A 19,781-nucleotide genomic window follows, 5' to 3' on the forward strand; every position below is an offset into this window, starting at 1 on the left:
GGACAGTACTGCGCGCCGTGGCCTAGGACGCAAACCACGGCGCGCAGTACTGCTCGGTCAGGAAGAGAAAGCAGCGTCGAAAGAAGCGGTCGGTGGGTCGAAGGCCAGGGACTTCACGAACTGGAGGGCTTCGGCGGCGCCGACGAGGCGGTCCATGCCGGCGTCTTCCCATTCGACTGAGATGGGGCCGGTGTACCCGATCGTGTTGAGCATGCGGAAGCAGGCTTCCCAGGGGACGTCGCCGTGGCCGGTGGAGACGAAGTCCCAGCCTCGGCGGGGGTCGCCCCAAGCGAGGTGGGAGCCCATTCGGCCGTTGCGGCCGTTGCCGACCTGGCGCTTCGCGTCCTTGCAGTCGACGTGGTAGATGCGGTCCTTGAAGTCCCAGAGGAAGCCGACCGGGTCGAGGTCCTGCCAGACGAAGTGCGACGGGTCCCAGTTGAGGCCGAAGGCTTCGCGGTGGCCGATCGCTTCCAGGGTCGCGGTCGTCGACCAGTAGTCGTAGGCGATCTCGGACGGATGTACTTCGTGCGCGAACTTGACGCCCACCTCGTCGAACACGTCGAGGATCGGGTTCCAGCGATCGGCGAAGTCCCGGTAGCCGGCGTCGACCATCGACTGCGGCACCGGCGGGAACATCGCCACGGTCTTCCAGATCGACGACCCGGTGAAGCCGACCACTACGTCGACGCCCAGCGCGCGAGCCGCCCGTGCGGTAGTGGCCATCTCCTCGGCCGCCCGCTGCCGGACACCCTCGGGATCGCCGTCGCCCCAGATGTGTCCGGGCAGGATCGCCTGGTGGCGCTGGTCGATCGGGTCGTCGCAGACCGCCTGGCCGAGCAGGTGGTTCGAGATCGTCCAGACCTTCAGGTTGTACTTCTCCAGGATGTCCAGCCGGTTGCGGACGTAGCCGTCGTCCTCGGCCGCCTTGCGGACGTCCAGGTGGTCGCCCCAGCAGGCGATCTCGAGTCCTTCGTAGCCCCACCCGGAGGCAAGCCGAGCCACTTCTTCGAACGGCAAGTCGGCCCACTGGCCGGTGAACAAGGTGATCGGTCGAGCCATCACAAACTCCTTAAAACACTACGGATATTGGAGGGGTGTCCCGCGGCGCCGCGGCCGGAGCGCTGGTCGCGGCGCCGGGGACAGGAACCGGACGAGCCGGTCCCCCGCCGACCGTGCGGCACCGCTCCCCCGCGACCCGGGACGGGGCCGAACCACCCCGGGTCGTGAGAGTTCCTGTCCGCCTCTCCGCGTCGGACAGGGTGCGGTGCCACACGGCGACGAGCATGGGGTCAGATCCTCCGCTTGAGGTCCTGGCCGATGGCGACGAGCAGCGTCCTGGCCGGTACGTCGGCGACCTGGGCCGCCTCCGCCAGGTAGTTGTCCATCGCCGTACGTGCGGCGTCGAGCCGGCCCTTGCTGTGTTCACGCTGGGCCGCCCGCAACTGCACCTTCATCACCACGGTCGGGTCCAACGGCAGCGTCCTGACGTCGCGGTACCGCTTGACCACCTCGATGGCCTCGTCGTACGTCGCGATCACCGTGAACGGAACCTTCGTCACCGACACGTTGCCGGCCTTGTCGGTGGCCCGGGCGATCACCTCGTGCGCGCCCAGACCGAGCAGCATGCCGTCGATCTTGCCGCCGGCCGCCAACGGTTGCCCGTCGATGGTCAGCGTCACGCCCGCCAGACCGGAGAGCGCGTCGGTCGCCGTCGCCCCGATCGTGGCCAGCTTCGACACCCCGAACTCAGCACCCGCCGCCAGGCCCGTGACCGTCGTCGCCGGAGCGGTCTTGTCGATCTTGACCGTCACCGACTTCGGCTCGGACACGTTGCCCGCGGTGTCGCTGGCCCGCACCTGGACGGTGTGGGTGCCATCGGCCGTGAGGTTGATCGCGTGGGTGTACTCGGCCCAGGCGCCGTCATCGACCTTCTGCTCGATGTACAGCTGGCCCGGCTGGTTGTCGGTCGCCATCGCGGTGGCGACGACCGCGTCGTTCCACCACCCGTTGTCTCCCGACGGAGTGGACGGGTTGACCGAGAGGGTGACCTCCGGCGCGACGTTGTCCTTGACCAGCTTGAAGTAGTCGAACTTCGCCGTCTTCGACGCGACCTGGTCGACCCCGAAGGCGTAGATCCCGAAGCTCGCCGAGCTCAGCGCGGTGTTGGTGACGGGCGGCAGTGCCGTCCACTCCAGTCCGTCCGAGCTGTACGAACCGGTGTACTTCGTACCGGCCTTGGCCAGCCGCAGGTACCAGACACCCTGGGTGGGTGCCGGCGATGCGTTCGGTTGCGGATCGAGGACGACGTTGCCGGCCTCGCTCCTCAGCTCGATCCCCCGGGTCACCGTGCCGCCCGAGGCGTTGCTGGTCAGGAAGTCGAACTTCACGTAGTTCGCGTCGTCGCCGTAGACCATCAGGCCGCCCTGCTGGTAGGCCTCGTTGAACGCGGACCCGTCCACCTTGGTCTCGATCGTCCAGTCACCGTCGGGAGCCGGCTGCAGCAGCAGGTTCTTCGGGTTCGTGGCGGTCCCGCCGTAGATGTCGCCCTTGCTCGTGTCGATCTCGAGGTTGCCACCGGTCACCCGGTACGCCGAGGCGTCCGGCCGCACGCTCGCCGTCCAGCGGCAGGCGTTCAGGGTGGAGCCGTCGAACGCGTCGTCCGGGGTGGGTACCTCGGCGGTGTCGTCCGGCGTGATGGTGAAGTAGTCGAACTGCGCGGTGATCGGCAGCGCGGCCGCCTGGTTGGCCAGGCCGAACAGCCCGATCTTCGGGTTGTTGATGCCGGCCAGCTGCTTGGTCTCCGGCATGTCCACGAACGTCGCGCCGTCAGCGCTGTACGACGCCCGCAGGTTCTGCCCGTTGCTGGTGAACCGGACCCAGACCGTGTCCGGGTACGCCGCACCCAGGTTGGCCGTGTTCGATGCCGCCACCTCGTTCGGCGCACCGGCTTCTTCGCGGATGAACTGGAAGATCCGGTCGGCCGCCGAAGGCCCGCTCGTGTTGCGGCCCTGCAGCACCATCTTCGCGTAGTTGTCGTCGTCTCCGTAGATGATCAACCCGGCCTGCTGGTAGGCACGTCGGGCCGGCAACGTCATCTTGGCGGTCGCCTGCCACGCGCCGGCCGGCAACGGCTGGAGCACGATGTTCGGCGTACCGGTGTTCCCGGTGCCGTAGATGTCGGTCGCCGTCAGCGGGATCTGCAGGTTGCCGTTGCTCACGGCTAGTTCCTGGTTGCCTCTGACAATGGAGTTCCAGCGGCCGGTGTCGACGGTGGTGCCGTCGAAGCCGTCCGAGCGACCGGTCAGACAGGTCGGCGGAGCGCTCGCGTCCACCTTGACCTGTACGTGCGACGTACCGGCCGCGCCCTTGGCGTCCGTCACCGTGACGGTCGCGTCGAAGGTGCCGGAGGTCGTGTAGGTGTGGCTGATCGTCGCGCCGGTGCCGGTCGAACCGTCACCGAAGCTCCACTCGTACGACAGCGGCAGATCCCCTTCGGGGTCGGTCGCGGTCGCCGTGAAGTCGACCTTCAGCGGCGCCTTGCCCTGCAGGGTGGACGCGCCGATCGACACGCTCGGGCGCTGGTTCTCGGTGACGCCCTTGCCGATGAACTTCACCCAGTTGACGTTCAGCTGCCCCGTCGTCTTGACGAAGTACAGCGGACCGCTGGTCAGCGACGCCCCGGACACGTCCGCGGTGAAGTTGCCGTAGGTCTGCCAGGCACCCGTCGGCGTCACCGCGATGGTGGCGACGATCGGGCCGTCCGTCGGTGAGCCCTGCCGGACCTGGACCGTCGCGCCCGCGTCCGGAGACGCCGCCCGCAACTGGATCTGGTTGATCCCGGTCAGGTTGGTCGGCTTCCAGCCCCACCAGTCGCCGTCTTCGATGAAGCCGATGTTCTTGCCGCCACCGGCGACGTCACCGGTGTCCTCGGTCTGCACACCACCGCTGGACCCCGGACCGCCGGTCTCGTCGAAGTACTCCGCCTCACGCGTCTTCGGCTGGAGCTGGACCACCTTCTGGGTCGTGATCCGGCCGGTGCCCGGCGCGCCCTTGTCGGTGTACGTCACCGTCACGATGCCGAAGATGTTCGCCCCGACGTGCCCGTCGTCACCCGGCAGCGGGAAGGTCCCGGTGCAGCCGTGGTACTGCTCGTACGGGTGGGCGTGCTCGTCATGCCCGAGGGCCGGCTGGGTGATCACGTCGTTGCAGTCGATCGTGCCGTCTTCGGGATCGGTGACGGTGACCTTGTACTTGATCGTGTCGCCGAAGTCGAAGAACCCACCGTCGACCGGCCCCTCCACGGTGATCGTCGGCGCCGTGTTGCCCGCCGTGATCGTCTTGTTGGAGACCGCCGACCGGCCGTCCGGATCCGTCACCGTCAACCGGGCGGTGAAGACGCCGGCCGTGGTGTAGGTGTACGACGGCTTGGCCTCGGTGCTGTCCGTCGTCCCGTTGCCGTCGAAGTCCCAGGCGAGCGTGACCGCCTGGCCGTCCGGATCACGCGACCCGGTCGAGTCGAACGCGACCGTCAGCGGCACCGGCCCGGACGTCTTGTCCGTCGTGAACTGAGCGAGTGGCGCCCGGTTGCCTTGCACGTAGTCGATCCGGTAGATGCCGGAGTCGGCGTTGTTGCCGCCGAACCCGCTACCCCACTCGATCACATAGAGCGCGCCGTCCGGTCCGAACTGCAACGCGTGCGGCCGGATGAAGTTCAGCTTCGACAGCATCCGCGACACGTCCGCGACACCAGCGCGGTCGTCCTTCAGCTGGACCGAGAACAACCGGCTGTCGTTCCAGTCGGCGAACACGGCCTTGCCGTCGAAGTACTTCGGCCACTTGCGCGGCGAGTCGCTGTCCGGGTCGAACTTGTACGCGCCGCTCGTCATCGGCGCGCCACTGCCGCCGATCTCCGGTACGCCGGTGGTCGACTTGCCCATCCACATCGTCGCCGGAATCGCAGCGGGCAACTGAGCGATACCCGTGTTGTTCGGCGAGTTGTTGACCGGGGCCGCGCAGTTGAAGACGGGTCCCGACGTGTTGGTGGCGAAGTCGAAGTCGTTGTACGGCGTGTTGTTGCCCACGCAGTACGGCCAGCCGTAGAAGCCCGGCTTGTCGAGGATGTTCCACTCCACCCGGCCGTCCGGACCGCGGGTCGGCGAGGTCTGGCCGGCGTCCGGGCCGTAGTCGGCGACGAAGAGGTGGTTGGTGGTCGGGTCGATGCCGATCCGGAAGGGGTTCCGGAAGCCCATCGCGTAGATCTCCGGCCGCGTCTTCGCGGTACCGGCCGGGAACAGGTTGCCGGCCGGGATCGTGTAGCTGCCGTCGGCCTCCGGGTGGATCTTGAGTACCTTGCCGTTCAGGGCGTTGCTGTTGGCCGCGCTGCCCTGGGAGTCCCAGGCCGACCGGCCGGCCCGCTCGTCGATCGGCGAGTAGCCGTCGGAGTCGAACGGGTTCCGGTTGTCACCGGTGGCGATGTAGAGGTTGCCGTCGCCGTCGAACTCGAGCGCTCCACCGGCATGGCAGCACTCGTTGCGTTGCGTGTTGATCTGGAGCACCTGTTTGGCGCTCGACATGTCGAGCGAGTCGCCGGTGACCTTGTAGCGCGAGACCTGGTCGAAGGACCCGCTGCCGGCCGGTGAGTTGTAGAGATAGATGAAGCCGTTCTGGTCGAAGGCCGGGTCGAGCGCGATGCCCAGCAACCCGAACTCTTGTCCGGTGTAGACGTCGAGGGTTCCCGCGGTGACCACCGAGCCGTCGGTCTTGATGATCTTCACGGCGCCGTTGCGGTCGATGTAGAAGACCCGGCCGTCCTTGGCGATCGACAGCTCCATCGGGTTGGCGGTGTCGTCGTCGAGGGTGACCTTCTCGTAGCTGTTGCTCAGCGATGCGCCACAGTCCGCGGGCTGCACGCCGGCCGCGGTCTTGATGCCGCCGAGCAATTCCTTGCGGAAGGTCGGGTCGGCGTACGACTCGATCGTGTGACCCATGCCGGTGTACCAGGCACGACCACCGTCGTAGTCCTGACACCACACGATCGGGTGCTCGACACCCATGTTGCCGCCGGTGTACGACGTCTCGTCGAGCGAGGCGAGCACATGCACGGTGTCGCGCGGATTGGTCCGGTAGTTGTACCACTCGTCCGTGCGAGGCCACAGCGTCGGAGCGTCAGCCGTCGACGGGTGCGCGTGGTCCTCCACCTTCACGGTCGCGTTCGGCGTACCGGCCGGGTGGCTGTCGAAGTACGCGCCGACCAGCTTGCCGTACCAGGGCCAGTCGTACTCCGTGTCCGACGCCGCGTGAATGCCCGCGTAGCCGCCTCCGTTGCGGATGTACCGCTCGAAGGCGGCCTGCTGGTCCGCGTTCAGCACGTCGCCGGTGGTCGACAGCCAGATGACGACCTCGTACTTCGCCAGCTCGGTGTCGTTGAACATCGCCGCGTCCTCGGTCGCGGTGACGGTGAAGCCGTTCTCCGTCGCGAGATCCTTGATCGCCTGGATCCCGGCCGGGATCGAGTCGTGCCGGAACCCGGCCGTCTTGCTGAAGATCAACGCGTTGAAGGTGTCGTCGCCGTGCCCCGGATGGGCCTGGGCGGTGATCGCCGACAACGGGATCGCCACCGCGGCGATCAGGGCGAGCACGAGGGCACGCACAAGCGTGCCGTGCCTGCGTAGCTGGATCATGGGTGTGCTCCTCATGGGTCGGATAAGGCGCGCGCTCCATCTGGTTCCAAGGCGGGTCCCTGGATTTTTCGGCCCTGGTACTGCGGAAGTTCAGCTACTGCTTTCCCCGTGCTCAGCCCTGCGCTTCTCAGCGAACGCCGAGCAGATGATCCATCGCGAGCTGGTCGAGCTTCTCGAAACCGAGCCCACGCCGAGCCAGCGCGTCCGGATCGAAGGTTGCCTTCCGCAACTCGGCCAGCGACTCGCCCTCACCGAGGGTCGGCTGGGTGATCTCGGTGATCCGCGCCTCGGCCAGCACCGCGGCGACCTCGGGGTCGGCGCGGAAGGCCTGCACCTTCTCCCGCAGGATCAGGTAGTTGCGCATGCAGCCGCGTGCGGTCTCCCAGACGCCTTCGAGGTCCTCGGTACGCGGCGGCTTGTAGTCGAAGTGGACATAACCGTCGTACCCAGGTCCGCCGGCCGTGCCCTGCAGGACATCGACCGTCCAGAAGGCCTCGCGCAGGTTGCCGGCGCCGAAACGCAGGTCCTGGTCGAAGCGCGGACCGTGCTGGCCGTTGAGGTCGATGTGGTAGAGCTTGCCGTGCCACAGCGCCTGGGCGATGCCGTGCGCGTAGTTGAGCCCGGCCATCTGCTCATGGCCGACCTCGGGGTTGATGCCGACCAGGTCAGGGTGCTCCAGGTCGTTGATGAAGGCGAGCGCGTGGCCGATCGTCGGCAGCAAGATGTCACCGCGCGGCTCGTTCGGCTTCGGCTCGAGGGCGAACCGGATGTCGTAGCCCTGCTCCTGCACATAGCTGGTGAGCAGGTCCATCGATTCCTTGTACCGGTCCAGCGCGGCGTGGACGTCCTTGGAGCCTCCGGACTCGGCGCCTTCCCGGCCGCCCCACAACACGTAGGTCTTCGCGCCGAGCTCGGCCGCGAGGTCGACGTTGCGCAGGATCTTGGCCAGCGCGTACCGGCGTACGTCGCGGTCGTTGGCGGTGAGGCCGCCGTCCTTGAAGACCGGGTGGCTGAACAGGTTGGTGGTGGCCATCTCGACGACCATGTCGTGATCGGCCAATGCCTTGGTGAACCGCTCGAGCACCTGCTGGCGGGTGCTGTCGTCGGGGACCAGGTCGTCGTCGTGGAAGGACACCGCGGAGGCGCCTAGCTCGGCGAGCTTCTCGACCGCGAGCACCGGGTCGAGCGGGGCGCGGACGGCGGTACCGAAGACGTCCACGCCCTCCCAGCCGACGGTCCACAGGCCGAACGAGAACTTGTCGTCCTTGGAGGGGGTATATGAGGTCATGAGGGGATCTCCTGCCATTGTCGGGAGGCCGAGCTGTCCTCGACCGCGGCCAGCACACGCTGGACCTGCAGGCCGTCCGCGAACGAGGGCGCGGGGTCGGTGCCCTCGGCGATCGCGGTGATCAGATCGACCACTTGGTGAGTGAAACCGTGTTCGTAACCGAGCAGGTGACCCGGCGGCCACCAGGCCGCGACGTACGGGTGCACCGGCTCGGTGACCAGGATGCGGCGGAAGCCGGCAGTCTCGGCCGGCTCGGTCGCATCGTAGAAGTGCAGCTCGTTGAGGTCCTCGAAGTCGAAGGCCAGACTGCCGTTGCTGCCATTGATCTCGATCCGGATCGCGTTCTTCCGGCCGGTCGCGAACCTGGTCGCCTCGAAGACGCCGAGCGCGCCTTCGGTGAAGCGGGCCAGGAAGATCGCGGCGTCGTCGACGGTGACCGGGCCGCGCTCGACGCCTGCGGTTCCGGCCAGTCCGCTGTGCTCGGCCGCGACCGGGCGCTCCTTGACGAAGGTCTCCAGCTGCCCGCTCACCTCGGTGATCAGGTCGCCGGTGATGTACTGCGTCAGGTCGACGATGTGCGCCCCGATGTCGCCGAGCGCACCTGAGCCGGCCTTCTCCTTGTCGAGCCGCCAGGACAACGGCGCCTCAGGGTCGGCGATCCAGTCCTGCAGGTACTGCGCCCGCACGTGCCGGATCGTACCGAGCTTGCCCTCAGCAACGAGTTTGCGGGCCAGCCCGATGGCCGGAACCCGGCGATAGGTGAACCCGACCATCGACCTGATCCCGTTGGCCGCTGCCTCGGCAGCCGCGGCAGCCATCTGCTCGGCCTCCGCGACGGTGTTGGCCAGCGGCTTCTCACAGAGCACGTGCTTGCCCGCCTGCAGCGCGGCGATCGCGATCTCGGCGTGGCTGTCGCCCGGAGTACAGACGTCGATCAACTGCACGTCGTCTCGGGTCAGCAGCTTGCGCCAGTCCGTCTCGGTCTGGCTCCAGCCGAGCTTGGTCGCGGCCTTGTTCAGTGCTTCCGCGTTGCGGCCGCACAGAACCGTCATCTCCGGCTGCAGTGGCAGGTCGAAGAAGCGTGGTGCGCTGCGCCAGGCCTGTGAGTGGGCAGCGCCCATGAAGGCGTACCCGACCAGGCCGATGCCCAGGTTCGTCATTCTTGGTGCTCCTAATCAGCTTTCGAAGGCGGTCGGCAGGTACTGGTCGACGTTGTCCTTGGTGACGACCGGCGCGTACAGCTGGACCACCCGCGGCACCTCGACCTCCACCAGGTCGCCGAGTGCCTTCTTCTGGACCAGCAGGCGAGCCAGCCGGATGCCGTCCGCGCCCTGGGTGGACGGGTAGATGACGGTGGCCTTCAGCAACGAGTTGCCGGACTTGATGTCCCGCATCACGTTCGCCGAGCCGGCGCCGCCGACGACGAAGAACTCCTTGCGGCCGGAGTTCTTGATCGCGGCCATCACGCCGACCCCCTGGTCGTCGTCGTGGTTCCAGATCGCGTCGATCTTCGGGGCCGCCTGCAGCAGGTTGGTGGCCGCCTTCTCACCGGACTCGACGGTGAACTCGGCCGCGACCCGGTTGTTGACCTTCAGCCCGCAGTCGGCGAGCGCTTCCTTGAAACCCTTGCTGCGTTCCTGGGTCAGCGGCAGCGAGTCGATGCCGGCGATCTCCGCGACCACGGCGTCCTTCTTGCCCTTGAGCTGCTCGCAGATGTAGGTGCCGGCGGAGACACCCATGCCGTGGTTGTCGCCGAGCACCGTGGTCCGGGCGGCGAACGAGCTGTCGAACTCGCGGTCCACGTTGATCACGGTGATCCCGGCCTGCATCGCCTTCGTGGCCACCGCGGTCAGCGCGGCGCCGTCGAACGGCAGCAGCACGATCGCGTCGACCTTCTGGTTGATGAAGGTCTCCACCTGGCTGATCTGCAGGTTCACGTCGTTGGTGCCCTCGGCGACCTGCAGGTCGACATCGGGGTACTTCTTCGCCTCGGCCTGGGTGGCCTTGGTGATCGCACCCATCCAGCCGTGGTCGGCGGCCGGGGCGGAGAAGCCGATCTTGACCTTCTTACCGGGCTCGTCGTTGCCCTTGGCCGCGACCTGCTGGGTCCCGGTCGTGGTGGTCTTCTCGGCCTCGGGCGTGTTGCTCGTACACGCGATCAGTGCCATCGAGCTGAGCCCGACCAGGCCGGCGGTGACTGCTAATCGGGCGGTCCGTACAGACATCTTGTCCTCCAGAAGATGGTGCTGCTCTTACAGGGGTTCTGTGGTGCTTTGTGGAGCTAAGGCGCGGTGGCGCGGGCGGCCAGGCGTTGCTGGAGGAGGACCGCGATCACGATGATCAGGCCCTTCGCCACCGACTGGGCGGAGATACTCAGGTTGTTCAGGGTGAAGACGTTGTTCAGGGTGGTGAAGATCAGTACGCCGAACACGGTGCCGACGATCGTGCCGCGGCCACCGGACAGCAGCGTGCCGCCGATCACCACCGCCGCGATGGCGTCGAGTTCGTAGAGCTGACCGTGGGTGGAGCTACCGGTCGTGGTCCGGGCCATCAGCATCACGGCCGCGATGCCACAGCACAGACCGGCCAGCACGTAGAGCGCGACCGTGTGCCGCTGCACCTTGATACCGGCGAGGCGGGCGGCCTCGGCGTTGCCACCGACCGCGAAGGTCCGGCGGCCGAAGGTGGTCCGGTTGAGCAGCACCCAGCCGGCCGCGGCGACGAGCAGGAACATCCAGACCAGCACCGGGATGCCGATCAGGTTGCCGCCGAAGAAGTCGACGAACGAGTTCACGCTGATGATCTGGGTCTTGCGGTCGGACAGGATCTCCGCCAGTCCGCGGGCTCCGGCGAGCATCGCCAGGGTCGCTATGAACGGGACTATCTTGCCGTAGGCAACCAGCACCCCGTTGACCAGGCCACACGCCGCGCCGACCAGGAGGGCGGTGCTGACCATGAAGATCCAGCCGTAGTCGGCGGCCATCTGCTGGGTCGCCAGGGTGGTTGCCCAGACACTCGCCAGCGCCACCATCGCGCCGACCGACAAGTCGATGCCGCCGCCGGTGATGACGAACGTCATCCCGATGCTGACCACGCCGATCACCGCGGCCAGCCGCAGGATCGTCAGCAGGTTGGCGGTACTCGCGAACCGGTCCCCCGCGGTCGCGACACCGACGATGCAGAGCAGCACCAGCGCGATCACCAGCCCGATGTTGCGGCCGGCCCCGCTCTTCAGCAGATTGCCGACGACGCTGCTCGTCGCCGTACCACCGCCGCGTCCGCTCCGTACCGCTGTCGGGTCGACCTCGACCATCGCCTGGCCCTGGGCCGGCGCGTCTTGCTTGGTTGCCTCCGGTCGTGCGACTTCCTCACTCATCACACGGCACTTCCTTCCATCACCAGGTCGAGGACCCGGTGTTCGTCGATGTCCTGCGCGGGGCCCGTGTGCACGGCCCGCCCCTCCCGCATCACGATCACCCGGTCGGCCAGACCGAGCACTTCCTCGACCTCGCTGGAGACCAGCACGATCGCCACCCCGTTGGCCGCCAGCTTGCGGACGAGCGCGTAGATCTCGGAGCGTGCCCCGACGTCCACACCCCGGGTCGGCTCGTCCAGCAGCAGTACCCGGCAGTCCCTCATCAACCAGCGAGCCAGGACGACCTTCTGCTGGTTGCCGCCCGACAGGTTGCGGACGGGAATGTCCACTGCCGCCGGCCGGACGTCCAGCGCCTTGGTCAACTCTTCGGCGGCCTGCTTCTCTGCGTGACCACTGAGGAATCCGGCGCTGGCGAAGCGCCCCAGACTCGACACGGTGATGTTCTTGTAGACGGCCTCATCGAGCAGCAGCGCCTGGCCCTTGCGCTCCTCGGGGGCGAGTCCGACGCCGGCCTTGACGGCCTGCTGCACCTTGCCCGCACCGAGCACCTTGCCGTCCACCCGGACGACACCGGTCGCCGCCTTGCGAGCGCCGTACACGGTCTCCAGTACTTCGGAACGCCCCGACCCGACCAGGCCCGCCAGACCGAGGATCTCGCCGGCCCGGACCGAGAAGCCGATGCCGGCGAACTCGCGGGGGCGGGACAGGTTCTCCACCTCGAGCACGACCGGCGCGGTGCTCACGACCTCGGTGCGCGGCGGGAAGACGTACTCGATCGAACGGCCGGTCATCAGCCGGATCAGCTCGGCGGTCGGGGTCTCCCGGGCGTCGAGGCCGGTCGCGACGGTGGCGCCGTCCTTGAGCACGGTGACCCGGTCGCCGATCTCGCGGATCTCCTCGAGCCGGTGCGAGATGTAGACGATCGCGACGCCCTGCGAGGTCAGGTCGCGGATCACCCGGAAGAGGTTGTCGACCTCCTCGGAGTCGAGCACCGCGGACGGCTCGTCCATCACGATCAGCCGGGCCTTGCGCGAGAGTGCCCGCGCCATGCTCACCACCTGCTGGCCGGCCGCGGACAGCAGGCCGACGGTCCGGCCGGGCGGGATCTCGCCGTGGCCGAGGCCTTTGAGCAGCTCGCGTGCCTTGGTGTTCGCCTCGTGCCGGCGGGTCAGGCCGAAGCGGGCGGGTTCGTGGCCGAGGAAGACGTTCTCGGCGACGGTGAGGTCGGGGACCAGGTCGAGTTCCTGGTAGATGGCGGCGATGCCGAGTGCCATCGAGTCGGCCGGGGTGTGCAGCGAGACGAGCTCGCCGTTCACGTGGATCGTGCCGGCGTCCGGTTTGTGCGCGCCGGTGAGGACGCGGATCAGGGTCGACTTGCCGGCGCCGTTCTGGCCGAGCAGGCAGTGCACCTCGCCCCGGCGGATGTCGAGGTCGACGCCGTCGAGGGCCCTCACTCCGGGGAACTCCTTGACGATGCCGGTCATCCGAAGCAGGTCTTCGCCGGCTGCGGGTACGTCGTACTCGGTCATTGGGCTACTCCTGCGGTGTCGCGCCCGACGAGCGTCGGGTCGAGGAAGACCTGGTCGAGCGAGATCTGCGCGCCGCCGCGGACGGCGGCGGTGAAACCGAGCTGGGACTGGACGACGCGGCAACCGCCGCCTTCCGGCGCGATCACGCGGTCGCGGATCGCACTCTCCAGCGGCTCTTTCAGCCACGGCCCGAGGACGGCGAAGTACCCGCCGAGCACGAGTACGTCCGGGTTCAGGATGTTGACGAGAATCGCCCCGCCGACGCCCAGCCAGGTGCCGACATCGGCCAGCGCCTTGAGCGTCCTGGCGCTGCCACCCTCGGCGCGCTGGGTGATCTCGGCCAGCCGCTGCTCGACGTCCAGCGACGGGTCGCGGACCGGGTCGTCCGAATCAGTTGCCTTGTTCAGCAAAGCGGTCAGGCCGACGACGGTCTCCCAGCAGCCGGTCCGGCCACAGCCGCAGGTGCCACCGGCCGGCGCGACGGGCATGTGCCCGACCTCGCCGCTGAACCCGTGACCGCCGCGCAGCAGATGCCCACCGGTGACCATGCCGCCACCAACACCGACCGCACCGGTCAGCAACACGATGTCCTGCACCTGGTCGGCGTCCGGTTCGGTCGCCGCCTTGATCTCCGAGTACGCCGCGAGCGCGGCAAGGTTCGCCTCGTTGTCCACCCGCACCGGGTACGCCGGGCTGCCGAGGCGCTCGCGCATCTCGTCGACGACGGGGACCTCTGCCCAGCCGAGGTTCGGGGCGAGCTTGAGCAGTCCGGTCGCACTCTGGACCAGGCCGGGCACCGCCAGCGTGACGCCGGCGATCTGACCGCCACGGCCGACGACGGCTGTCACGGATTCGCGGATCAGCTCGGCGAGCTGGTCCAGCGTCGCGGCCGGGTCGAGGTGCGCGACGTCGAGCGGGACGCGCCGTTCGGTGACGGTCTCGCCGCTCAGGTCGAGGGCGGTGACGGCGAGGTAGTCGACGTTGATCTCGGCGCCGACGCCACAGACGCCGCTGCCGTCGAGCTCGACGAGCTGACCCGGGCGACCGAGCGCGCCGGCCTCGGCCTGGCCCTCGCGGAGCAGGCCACGATCGACGAGTTCGGCAACCAGGCTGCTGACGGTGGCCTTGTTCAGTCCGGTGTCGGCGGCGATCCGGGCGCGGGAGCGAGAACCCGCCGCACGGACGTGCCGGAGTACGACCGACAGGTTGTTGCGCCGGAGCGAGACGTGATCGGCGGCGACCACACCGCTGCCAGGCCGGCTGCTTTCGGACAGCGTCATGAGTCCCACCCCTTCTCCCCCGACAGGAGAATTTCGCGGCTGTTGTGACGCCGCTCACAGACTTTGTCTGTTGAGCCAACAAACTAAGTACAGGCGCGGTGGGCGTCAAGATGTTGCGGCGAAGTTTCTTCAGGACGTCAGTTCTGTGTCAGTCCGAAAATTGCAAGTAGTTCTTCAAATCTTGCATCCGGTCTTGCGCACTGAAGCGCTCGTTTGTACGCTCGCGCCACTCTCCGCAGTCCTGTCCGCCCCCCTTTCAGGAGCCTGCAATGCCTTTGACACGCCGTACTTTCCTGGCTGCTTCCGCAGCCACCGCCGCAGCCGCCGGAACCACCATCGGCACCGCTCTGCCCTCTTCCGCGACCACCGCGACCCCGGTCGCCAGTGGACCTGGTGACGTGGTCGGCAAGATCACCGTCGGCTACCAGGGCTGGTTCGCCTGTATCGGCGACGGTGCCCCGATCAACAGCTGGTGGCACTACAGCCGCAACGCCGGTCAGCCGCCGTCGCCGACCAACACCACGATCGTCAGCTGGCCGGACGTCCGTGAGTACACGGCGACGTACCAGACGGCGTACGCGAATCTCGGCAACGGCCAGCCGGCCAAGCTGTTCTCGTCGTACGACCAGCAGACCGTCAACACGCACTTCCAGTGGATGCAGCAGAACGGCTGCGACACGGCTGCCCTGCAACGCTTCAACCCCACTGGCGGCGAAGGCCCGACCCGGGACGCGATGGCGGCCAAGGTGCGGCAGGCAGCCGAGCAGTACGGGCGCAAGTTCTACATCATGTACGACGCGACCGACTGGACGAACATGCAGTCGGAGATGAAGACCGACTGGACCAACAAGATGAAGGCGTACACGTCGTCGCCGGCGTACGCCAAGCAGAACGGCAAGCCGGTCGTCTGCATCTGGGGCTTCGGCTTCAACGAGGCCAACAAGGCCTTCCCTGCTTCGGCTTGTCTCGATGTCATCAACTGGTTCAAGGGCCAGGGCTGCTACGTGATCGGCGGGGTGCCGACGCACTGGCTGCCCGGTAACGAGGACTCGCGGCCCGGCTATCTCGAGGTGTACCACGCGTTCAACATGATCTCGCCGTGGATGGTCGGACGGATCCAGGACGTCGCCGGCGCGGATCACTACTACAACAACGTGAACCAGCAGGACCAGGCCGACTGCAACGCGCACGGCATCGACTACCAGCCCTGTGTCATTCCGGGCGATCTGCAGTCCGGGCACCGCGCCCATGGCGAGCTGATGTGGCGGCAGTTCTACAACCTCACCCGGGTCGGCGTGCAGGGCATGTACATCTCGATGTTCGACGAGTACAACGAGGGCAACCAGATCGCCAAGACGGCCGAGACGCAGGCCTGGATCCCCAACGGGTCAGGGATTCGCGCCCTCGACGAGGACGGCACGGCGTGCTCGTCGGACTACTACCTGCGGCTCACCAACGACGGCGGGCGGATGTTCAAGGGGCAGATCCCGCTGACCGCGACGCGGCCGACCCAGCCGATGCCCAACCAGGGCAGCGGTGGCGTGATCTTCTACCAGCACATTGACTACGGCGGTACGGCCGGACAGGCGCTTGCCAAGGGCAACTACACCCGGGCGCAGCTGGCGGCGGCCGGCGTACAGGACAACTGGGCCTCGTCGGTGAAGGTGCCGGCCGGCTGGACGGTGACGATCTACGCCGAGGACAACTTCACCGGACAGACCTGGACCCGGACGGCCGACACGGCGAACTTCGTTGCCCTGTCCCCCAATGCGAACGATCAGTTGACGTCCTGCCGGATCTCTTGATCTAAAGGAGTTCCAGGCTGTCGGTGGCGAGGGTGATGACCGCGCCATCGAGGTGCAGACGGCAAGCGATGGCGTGGCCGGCGCAGGTGAGAAGGGCAGGGCCGGCCACGTCGACCACCCGGTACGCGACCGGCTGGGTGCAGGTCTCGACGACTGCCTGCTGCTCGCGGTAGCAGCCGAGCACGTGGCAGGTCACCACTTCGCCGACGGCCATCAGGGTCAGGCCGTGGTCCTCGCACATGCCCCAGGTGACCTCGCAGGTCTGGCCTTCGGTCGCGGCGAGCCGGATCAGATTGCCTGCGGTCGTTTCGAGTTCGCTGGCGACCGTACGGAAGGTGTCGGCTGCCTGGTCGAGATCGCGGCGGAGCTGGCGGGACGCCACTGATTCGGGGAGGCCGCGCGTCGCCGCGATCAGGCCTTCGGACAGGGCGATGGCGGCCAGGGCGATCTCGTCGACCTTGACCGGCGTGCCGAAGCCGGACGGACGGGCCGGCTCGGGACTTGCGGGCTGGCCCGGTACCGGATCTGGCGGGACCAGGCGGCCGGGCGGCGGCGTGTTCGGGCCGTTGGCGGTGCCGTTATCGGGTGCGCTCCCACTGCCGGTCGCGTTGCCGGTTGCGCTGCCGTTGGGCGTGTGACCGTTCTGCACGCGCAGTGGGGCACGGCCGTTCTGGCCCGTGCGTCCTGCTCCTTCGACCACCATGTCGTTCGCGCTCCGGTCACTCGCACGCTTGGCCTTCGCCATTCGTTCGCCCCCTGATGTGTGTCTCCCCCGGTGGCCGATGGTGCCATGCCGGAAGGGGGTGCGGCCAGAGCAAATCGACGAGCATCACGCAGGGCTGAACACGCCTTGCGCACAGCAACGATTCGGCCCCTCCGGGTACCGGAAACCACCCCCAACCTCAACTTCGGTTGCACTCTTCCCGGTGGTTCGGTGGCGTAATCACAGCGGGCGAATTCCATACGCTCCCTTAACACTTCCGGTACTACGCGTGACCGGTCGCGTCGATCTGGTCGTGAAGGAACCGAACCGTTCGGGTGCGGGCCGCGAGGGCGAGGTTGCCGGGGGTCTCACGGACCTCGGCGGTGAGGACGGCATGGGCGCCCTTCGCGAAGCCACCGGGGTTGCCGGGTCCGGAGTCGAGTTCGATCACCTCGAAGGCGTCGCCGAGCTGCTCGCGGAGGGTGGCGAAGCGCTCCGGCGGTACGGCGCGGTCACGGGTGAAGCGCAGGCCGAGAGCGCACAGTCCGTCCGTTCTGGTCCGCTCGACGATCTGCGCCAGTTCTTCCTGCGACATGCCGGGGTCACGCCGGCGGCTCGCGGTGACCGGGAACGGCGCGGCCGGCTGGCTCAGGACCGACGCCAGCACGCTCGACTCGACTGCCGTGGCGAGGGCGAATCCACCGGTGAAGCACATGCCGATGACGCCGACGCCGCGTCCCGGCGTACGGGCTGCGAGATCGGCGGCGACTGCTCGCAGGTACGCCGTGATCGGGCGCTTGGCGTCGACCGCGAACGCACGGAACTCCGCCGACACGCACAGGCGGGCAACCGTCCCGAGCACGTAGCCGATCGACTCCGGCTTGCCGGGTGTGCCGAAGGGCGACGGGATCACGACGGTGAAGCCTTCGTCGACGAGGTGATCCGCCAGGCCGAGCACGTGCGGGGTGATGCCGGGGATCTCCGGGATCAGCACGACCCCGGGGCCTTCGCCCTTCTCGTAGCAGTCGTAGGTGAGCCCTGCGCCGGTGAACGGCGCCTTCGTCCAGCCGGTCAGGGTAGAGGTCGGGGCAGAACCGGTCATCCGTGGAGTCTCCTCGGCAGGTCGGGGCTCTCAGCGTAGAACCCCGCAGAGCGCTCCCCCGGCAACGCGCAGTAATTCCCGCTGCGTCTGCCGCTGCGTCTGCCGCTGCGTCTGCCGTTGCTCAGTCGGCGAAGTCGTCGGTGAGGGCTCGGATCTCGACCATGCCGGCCGCGGCGACGGGGTGTTGGGAGGCGATCTCGATGGCTTCGTCGAGGTCGCGGCAGTCGATCAGGTCGTAGCCACCCATCTGCTCCTTCGACTCGGCGAACGGGCCGTCGGTGGTGACCACCTTGCCGGCCTGCCGACGCACGCCGGTCGACTCCGCGGGCGGACGGAGGGCCGCGCCTTCCCGGCGTACGCCGCGCTCGGTCATCTCCCGCACCCACGCCTCGGTGGCCGCGATCATCTCCGCAGGCACACCACCGGAGTAGTCATCGTCGGGCCGGATCAACAACATGTACTTCATGGCTCTCCTCGTTCATCTCCTGCGCTCCGTCTGTCGAGCGCCGCACCCGGTACGTCGGACTCCGATCGCCGTACTCGACATCCTCTGTCAGGGGGCGTAGTGCTGGACGGCGCCGCCGCGGGAGAGGTCGACCAAGGTGTGGGCGAGGTCGCTGGCGTCGGTGAGGATCTCGTCGAGGTCCGCGGTGGCGAGCTTGCGGTCCTTGACGACAATGTTGCCGTCGACAACTACCGTGACGACGTCGGAGGCGCGGACGGAATAGACCAGCGCGGCTCTCGGATCGTGCAGCGGCCGGCAGTGTGGGCCGGACAGATCGACGAGTGCGATGTCGGCGCGGCGGCCGGGCTCGATCGCGCCGAGCTCGTCGGGCATACCGGCTGCTGCCGCCCCGCCCCTGGTGGCGAGGCGGAGGGTGTCCGAGATCGTCATCCACTCGGCGTCCTGCTCACGTTGCTTCTGCGTCAACGCCAACAGTCGCAGGGATTCCCAGACATCGAGGGTGTTGTGCACGGCTGCTCCGTCGGTGCCGACGCCGACGCTGATGCCGGCCGACCAGAGTTGCTTGACGGGAGTGGTCGTGCCCATTGCGAGCTTCAGGTAGACCTTGGGGCAGGCTGCGACCGTAGTACGGGCTGCGTGCTTCGCCAGGATCGGGAGATCGGCATCGGTGATGCCACAGCCGTGGGCGATGAGCGCGCCTGCCTCGAGGACGTTGGTGCGGTCGAGTACTTGGATGGGAGTCGCGCCCAGGCGGTCCATCGACGCTTGGGTCTGGTCGGCTGTCTCGGCGGCGTGGAGGTGGATGCGGAAACCTTCGGCTTGCGCGACTTCCGCAGTACGGACCAGGTCTTCTTCGGAGACGGTGTAGGTCGCGTGCGGCCCAAGGCTTGCGGTGATCCGCGGCAGTCCGTTTCTTGCGGCGCTCTCACCAAGCGCACGAACCTGCCGAGCCGCCTCGTACGCCGCCTCGCGCCCGTCCGTGCCCGTCGAGGAGAAGAAGGTCGGTGCAAGATCTGCCCGGATCCCGGTCTCCAGCGCCGCAGCCGCGATCTGATCGGCATGAAAGTAGTGATCCACAAACGTAGTCACCCCAGCCAGCAACATCTCCGCACAGGCCAGCCGCGCACCGACCTTCACCCGCTCAGCCGTCAGGTTCATCTCCATCGGCCAGATCTTCCGATTGAACCAGTCGTCGATCGAGACATCCTCGGCCGCACCCCGCATCATCACCATCGGACTGTGCGTATGCGAGTTCACCAACCCCGGTACGGCGATCAGCCCGGTCGCATCAAGCTCCTCGATATCCACCGCCGGGGCCAACGCCCCGGCCGGCATCACCTCATCGATCACGCCGTCCTCGATGACGATGTCCTGATACTCGTCGACCCGGCACTCCCCTTCTGCCGGCACCACCAGCACAGAACAGTTCCGAATCACCAACCGCGCCATGTTCCCTCCACAACCCCGGCCAACCGTCACCAGCAGTCTGATCCATCCCCCCGCCCCACTACCCCGTCCCACACCACCGCCGGTCCGTTTGCTGTCGTTCGAG

Annotated in this window: 13 protein-coding genes; 1 reads left to right on the plus strand and 12 read right to left on the minus strand. The window is 67.7% G+C overall.

The window, feature by feature from the left end:
* Window positions 1-57: 57 nt before the first annotated feature.
* The 8 genes from ABD768_RS29665 to ABD768_RS29700 all read right to left on the minus strand — a co-directional run bounded on the left by ABD768_RS29665 (window position 58) and on the right by ABD768_RS29700 (window position 14,153).
* Window positions 58-1,059, minus strand: coding sequence for a sugar phosphate isomerase/epimerase family protein (locus ABD768_RS29665; RefSeq protein WP_344846167.1), 1,002 nt, complete (start codon window positions 1,057-1,059; stop codon window positions 58-60).
* Between the two features lie 230 nt (window positions 1,060-1,289).
* Entirely contained in the window at window positions 1,290-6,680 is a 5,391-nt protein-coding gene (locus ABD768_RS29670) for a ThuA domain-containing protein (protein WP_344846170.1), read from the minus strand.
* Window positions 6,681-6,807: 127 nt separating this feature from the next.
* Window positions 6,808-7,968, minus strand: a complete 1,161-nt coding sequence (gene xylA / locus ABD768_RS29675) for a xylose isomerase (protein WP_344846172.1) — start codon at window positions 7,966-7,968, stop codon at window positions 6,808-6,810.
* A complete protein-coding gene (locus ABD768_RS29680) occupies window positions 7,965-9,128 on the minus strand; it encodes a Gfo/Idh/MocA family protein (protein WP_344846174.1) in 1,164 nt (387 codons plus the stop codon). The genes xylA and ABD768_RS29680 overlap by 4 nt, the downstream gene beginning before the upstream one ends.
* A 15-nt stretch (window positions 9,129-9,143) precedes the next feature.
* Entirely contained in the window at window positions 9,144-10,193 is a 1,050-nt protein-coding gene (locus ABD768_RS29685) for a substrate-binding domain-containing protein (protein ID WP_343965710.1), read from the minus strand.
* Between the two features lie 56 nt (window positions 10,194-10,249).
* Window positions 10,250-11,344 (minus strand): ABC transporter permease, encoded by a 1,095-nt coding sequence (locus tag ABD768_RS29690; protein WP_343965712.1) that lies wholly within the window; start codon window positions 11,342-11,344, stop codon window positions 10,250-10,252.
* Entirely contained in the window at window positions 11,344-12,873 is a 1,530-nt protein-coding gene (locus tag ABD768_RS29695; RefSeq protein WP_344846177.1) for a sugar ABC transporter ATP-binding protein, read from the minus strand. The genes ABD768_RS29690 and ABD768_RS29695 overlap by 1 nt, the downstream gene beginning before the upstream one ends.
* Entirely contained in the window at window positions 12,870-14,153 is a 1,284-nt protein-coding gene (locus tag ABD768_RS29700) for an ROK family protein (RefSeq protein ID WP_344846179.1), read from the minus strand. The genes ABD768_RS29695 and ABD768_RS29700 overlap by 4 nt, the downstream gene beginning before the upstream one ends.
* A 269-nt stretch (window positions 14,154-14,422) precedes the next feature.
* On the opposite strand from ABD768_RS29700, the gene ABD768_RS29705 reads away from it, so the two are divergent.
* The gene (locus ABD768_RS29705) at window positions 14,423-15,958 is read left to right on the plus strand and encodes a glycoside hydrolase family 99 protein (protein ID WP_343965718.1); all 1,536 of its coding nucleotides are present in this window, start codon (window positions 14,423-14,425) and stop codon (window positions 15,956-15,958) included.
* 1 nt (window position 15,959) lies between these two features.
* Here the strand turns inward: ABD768_RS29705 and ABD768_RS29710 are convergent, their stop codons facing one another.
* From ABD768_RS29710 to ABD768_RS29725, 4 genes are all read right to left on the minus strand, one after another.
* Window positions 15,960-16,703, minus strand: coding sequence for a hypothetical protein (locus ABD768_RS29710; protein ID WP_343965720.1), 744 nt, complete (start codon window positions 16,701-16,703; stop codon window positions 15,960-15,962).
* A gap of 241 nt (window positions 16,704-16,944) precedes the next feature.
* Complete coding sequence (locus ABD768_RS29715) at window positions 16,945-17,763, minus strand: dienelactone hydrolase family protein (RefSeq protein WP_344846182.1); 819 nt, start codon at window positions 17,761-17,763, stop codon at window positions 16,945-16,947.
* A gap of 121 nt (window positions 17,764-17,884) precedes the next feature.
* Window positions 17,885-18,229, minus strand: a complete 345-nt coding sequence (locus tag ABD768_RS29720) for a YciI family protein (protein ID WP_343965724.1) — start codon at window positions 18,227-18,229, stop codon at window positions 17,885-17,887.
* 87 nt (window positions 18,230-18,316) lie between these two features.
* Window positions 18,317-19,639 carry an amidohydrolase gene (locus ABD768_RS29725; protein WP_344846184.1) on the minus strand — a complete coding sequence of 441 codons (1,323 nt, stop codon included), beginning with the start codon at window positions 19,637-19,639 and terminating at the stop codon, window positions 18,317-18,319.
* Window positions 19,640-19,781: the final 142 nt, after the last annotated feature.

The organism is Kribbella ginsengisoli, assembly GCF_039537185.1.
GTDB classification, from domain to species: domain Bacteria; phylum Actinomycetota; class Actinomycetes; order Propionibacteriales; family Kribbellaceae; genus Kribbella; species Kribbella koreensis.

What these genes read in the sequence shown, in the direction of transcription:
- ABD768_RS29665 (WP_344846167.1), bottom strand. Translation starts at nt 1,059, where the DNA reads ATGGCTCGACCGATCACCTTGTTCACCGGCCAGTGGGCCGACTTGCCG.
- xylA (WP_344846172.1), bottom strand. Translation starts at nt 7,968, where the DNA reads ATGACCTCATATACCCCCTCCAAGGACGACAAGTTCTCGTTCGGCCTG.
- ABD768_RS29700 (WP_344846179.1), bottom strand. Translation starts at nt 14,153, where the DNA reads ATGACGCTGTCCGAAAGCAGCCGGCCTGGCAGCGGTGTGGTCGCCGCC.
- ABD768_RS29685 (WP_343965710.1), bottom strand. Translation starts at nt 10,193, where the DNA reads ATGTCTGTACGGACCGCCCGATTAGCAGTCACCGCCGGCCTGGTCGGG.
- ABD768_RS29720 (WP_343965724.1), bottom strand. Translation starts at nt 18,229, where the DNA reads ATGAAGTACATGTTGTTGATCCGGCCCGACGATGACTACTCCGGTGGT.
- ABD768_RS29710 (WP_343965720.1), bottom strand. Translation starts at nt 16,703, where the DNA reads ATGGCGAAGGCCAAGCGTGCGAGTGACCGGAGCGCGAACGACATGGTG.
- ABD768_RS29715 (WP_344846182.1), bottom strand. Translation starts at nt 17,763, where the DNA reads ATGACCGGTTCTGCCCCGACCTCTACCCTGACCGGCTGGACGAAGGCG.
- ABD768_RS29690 (WP_343965712.1), bottom strand. Translation starts at nt 11,344, where the DNA reads ATGAGTGAGGAAGTCGCACGACCGGAGGCAACCAAGCAAGACGCGCCG.
- ABD768_RS29670 (WP_344846170.1), bottom strand. Translation starts at nt 6,680, where the DNA reads ATGATCCAGCTACGCAGGCACGGCACGCTTGTGCGTGCCCTCGTGCTC.
- ABD768_RS29680 (WP_344846174.1), bottom strand. Translation starts at nt 9,128, where the DNA reads ATGACGAACCTGGGCATCGGCCTGGTCGGGTACGCCTTCATGGGCGCT.
- ABD768_RS29695 (WP_344846177.1), bottom strand. Translation starts at nt 12,873, where the DNA reads ATGACCGAGTACGACGTACCCGCAGCCGGCGAAGACCTGCTTCGGATG.
- ABD768_RS29705 (WP_343965718.1), top strand. Translation starts at nt 14,423, where the DNA reads ATGCCTTTGACACGCCGTACTTTCCTGGCTGCTTCCGCAGCCACCGCC.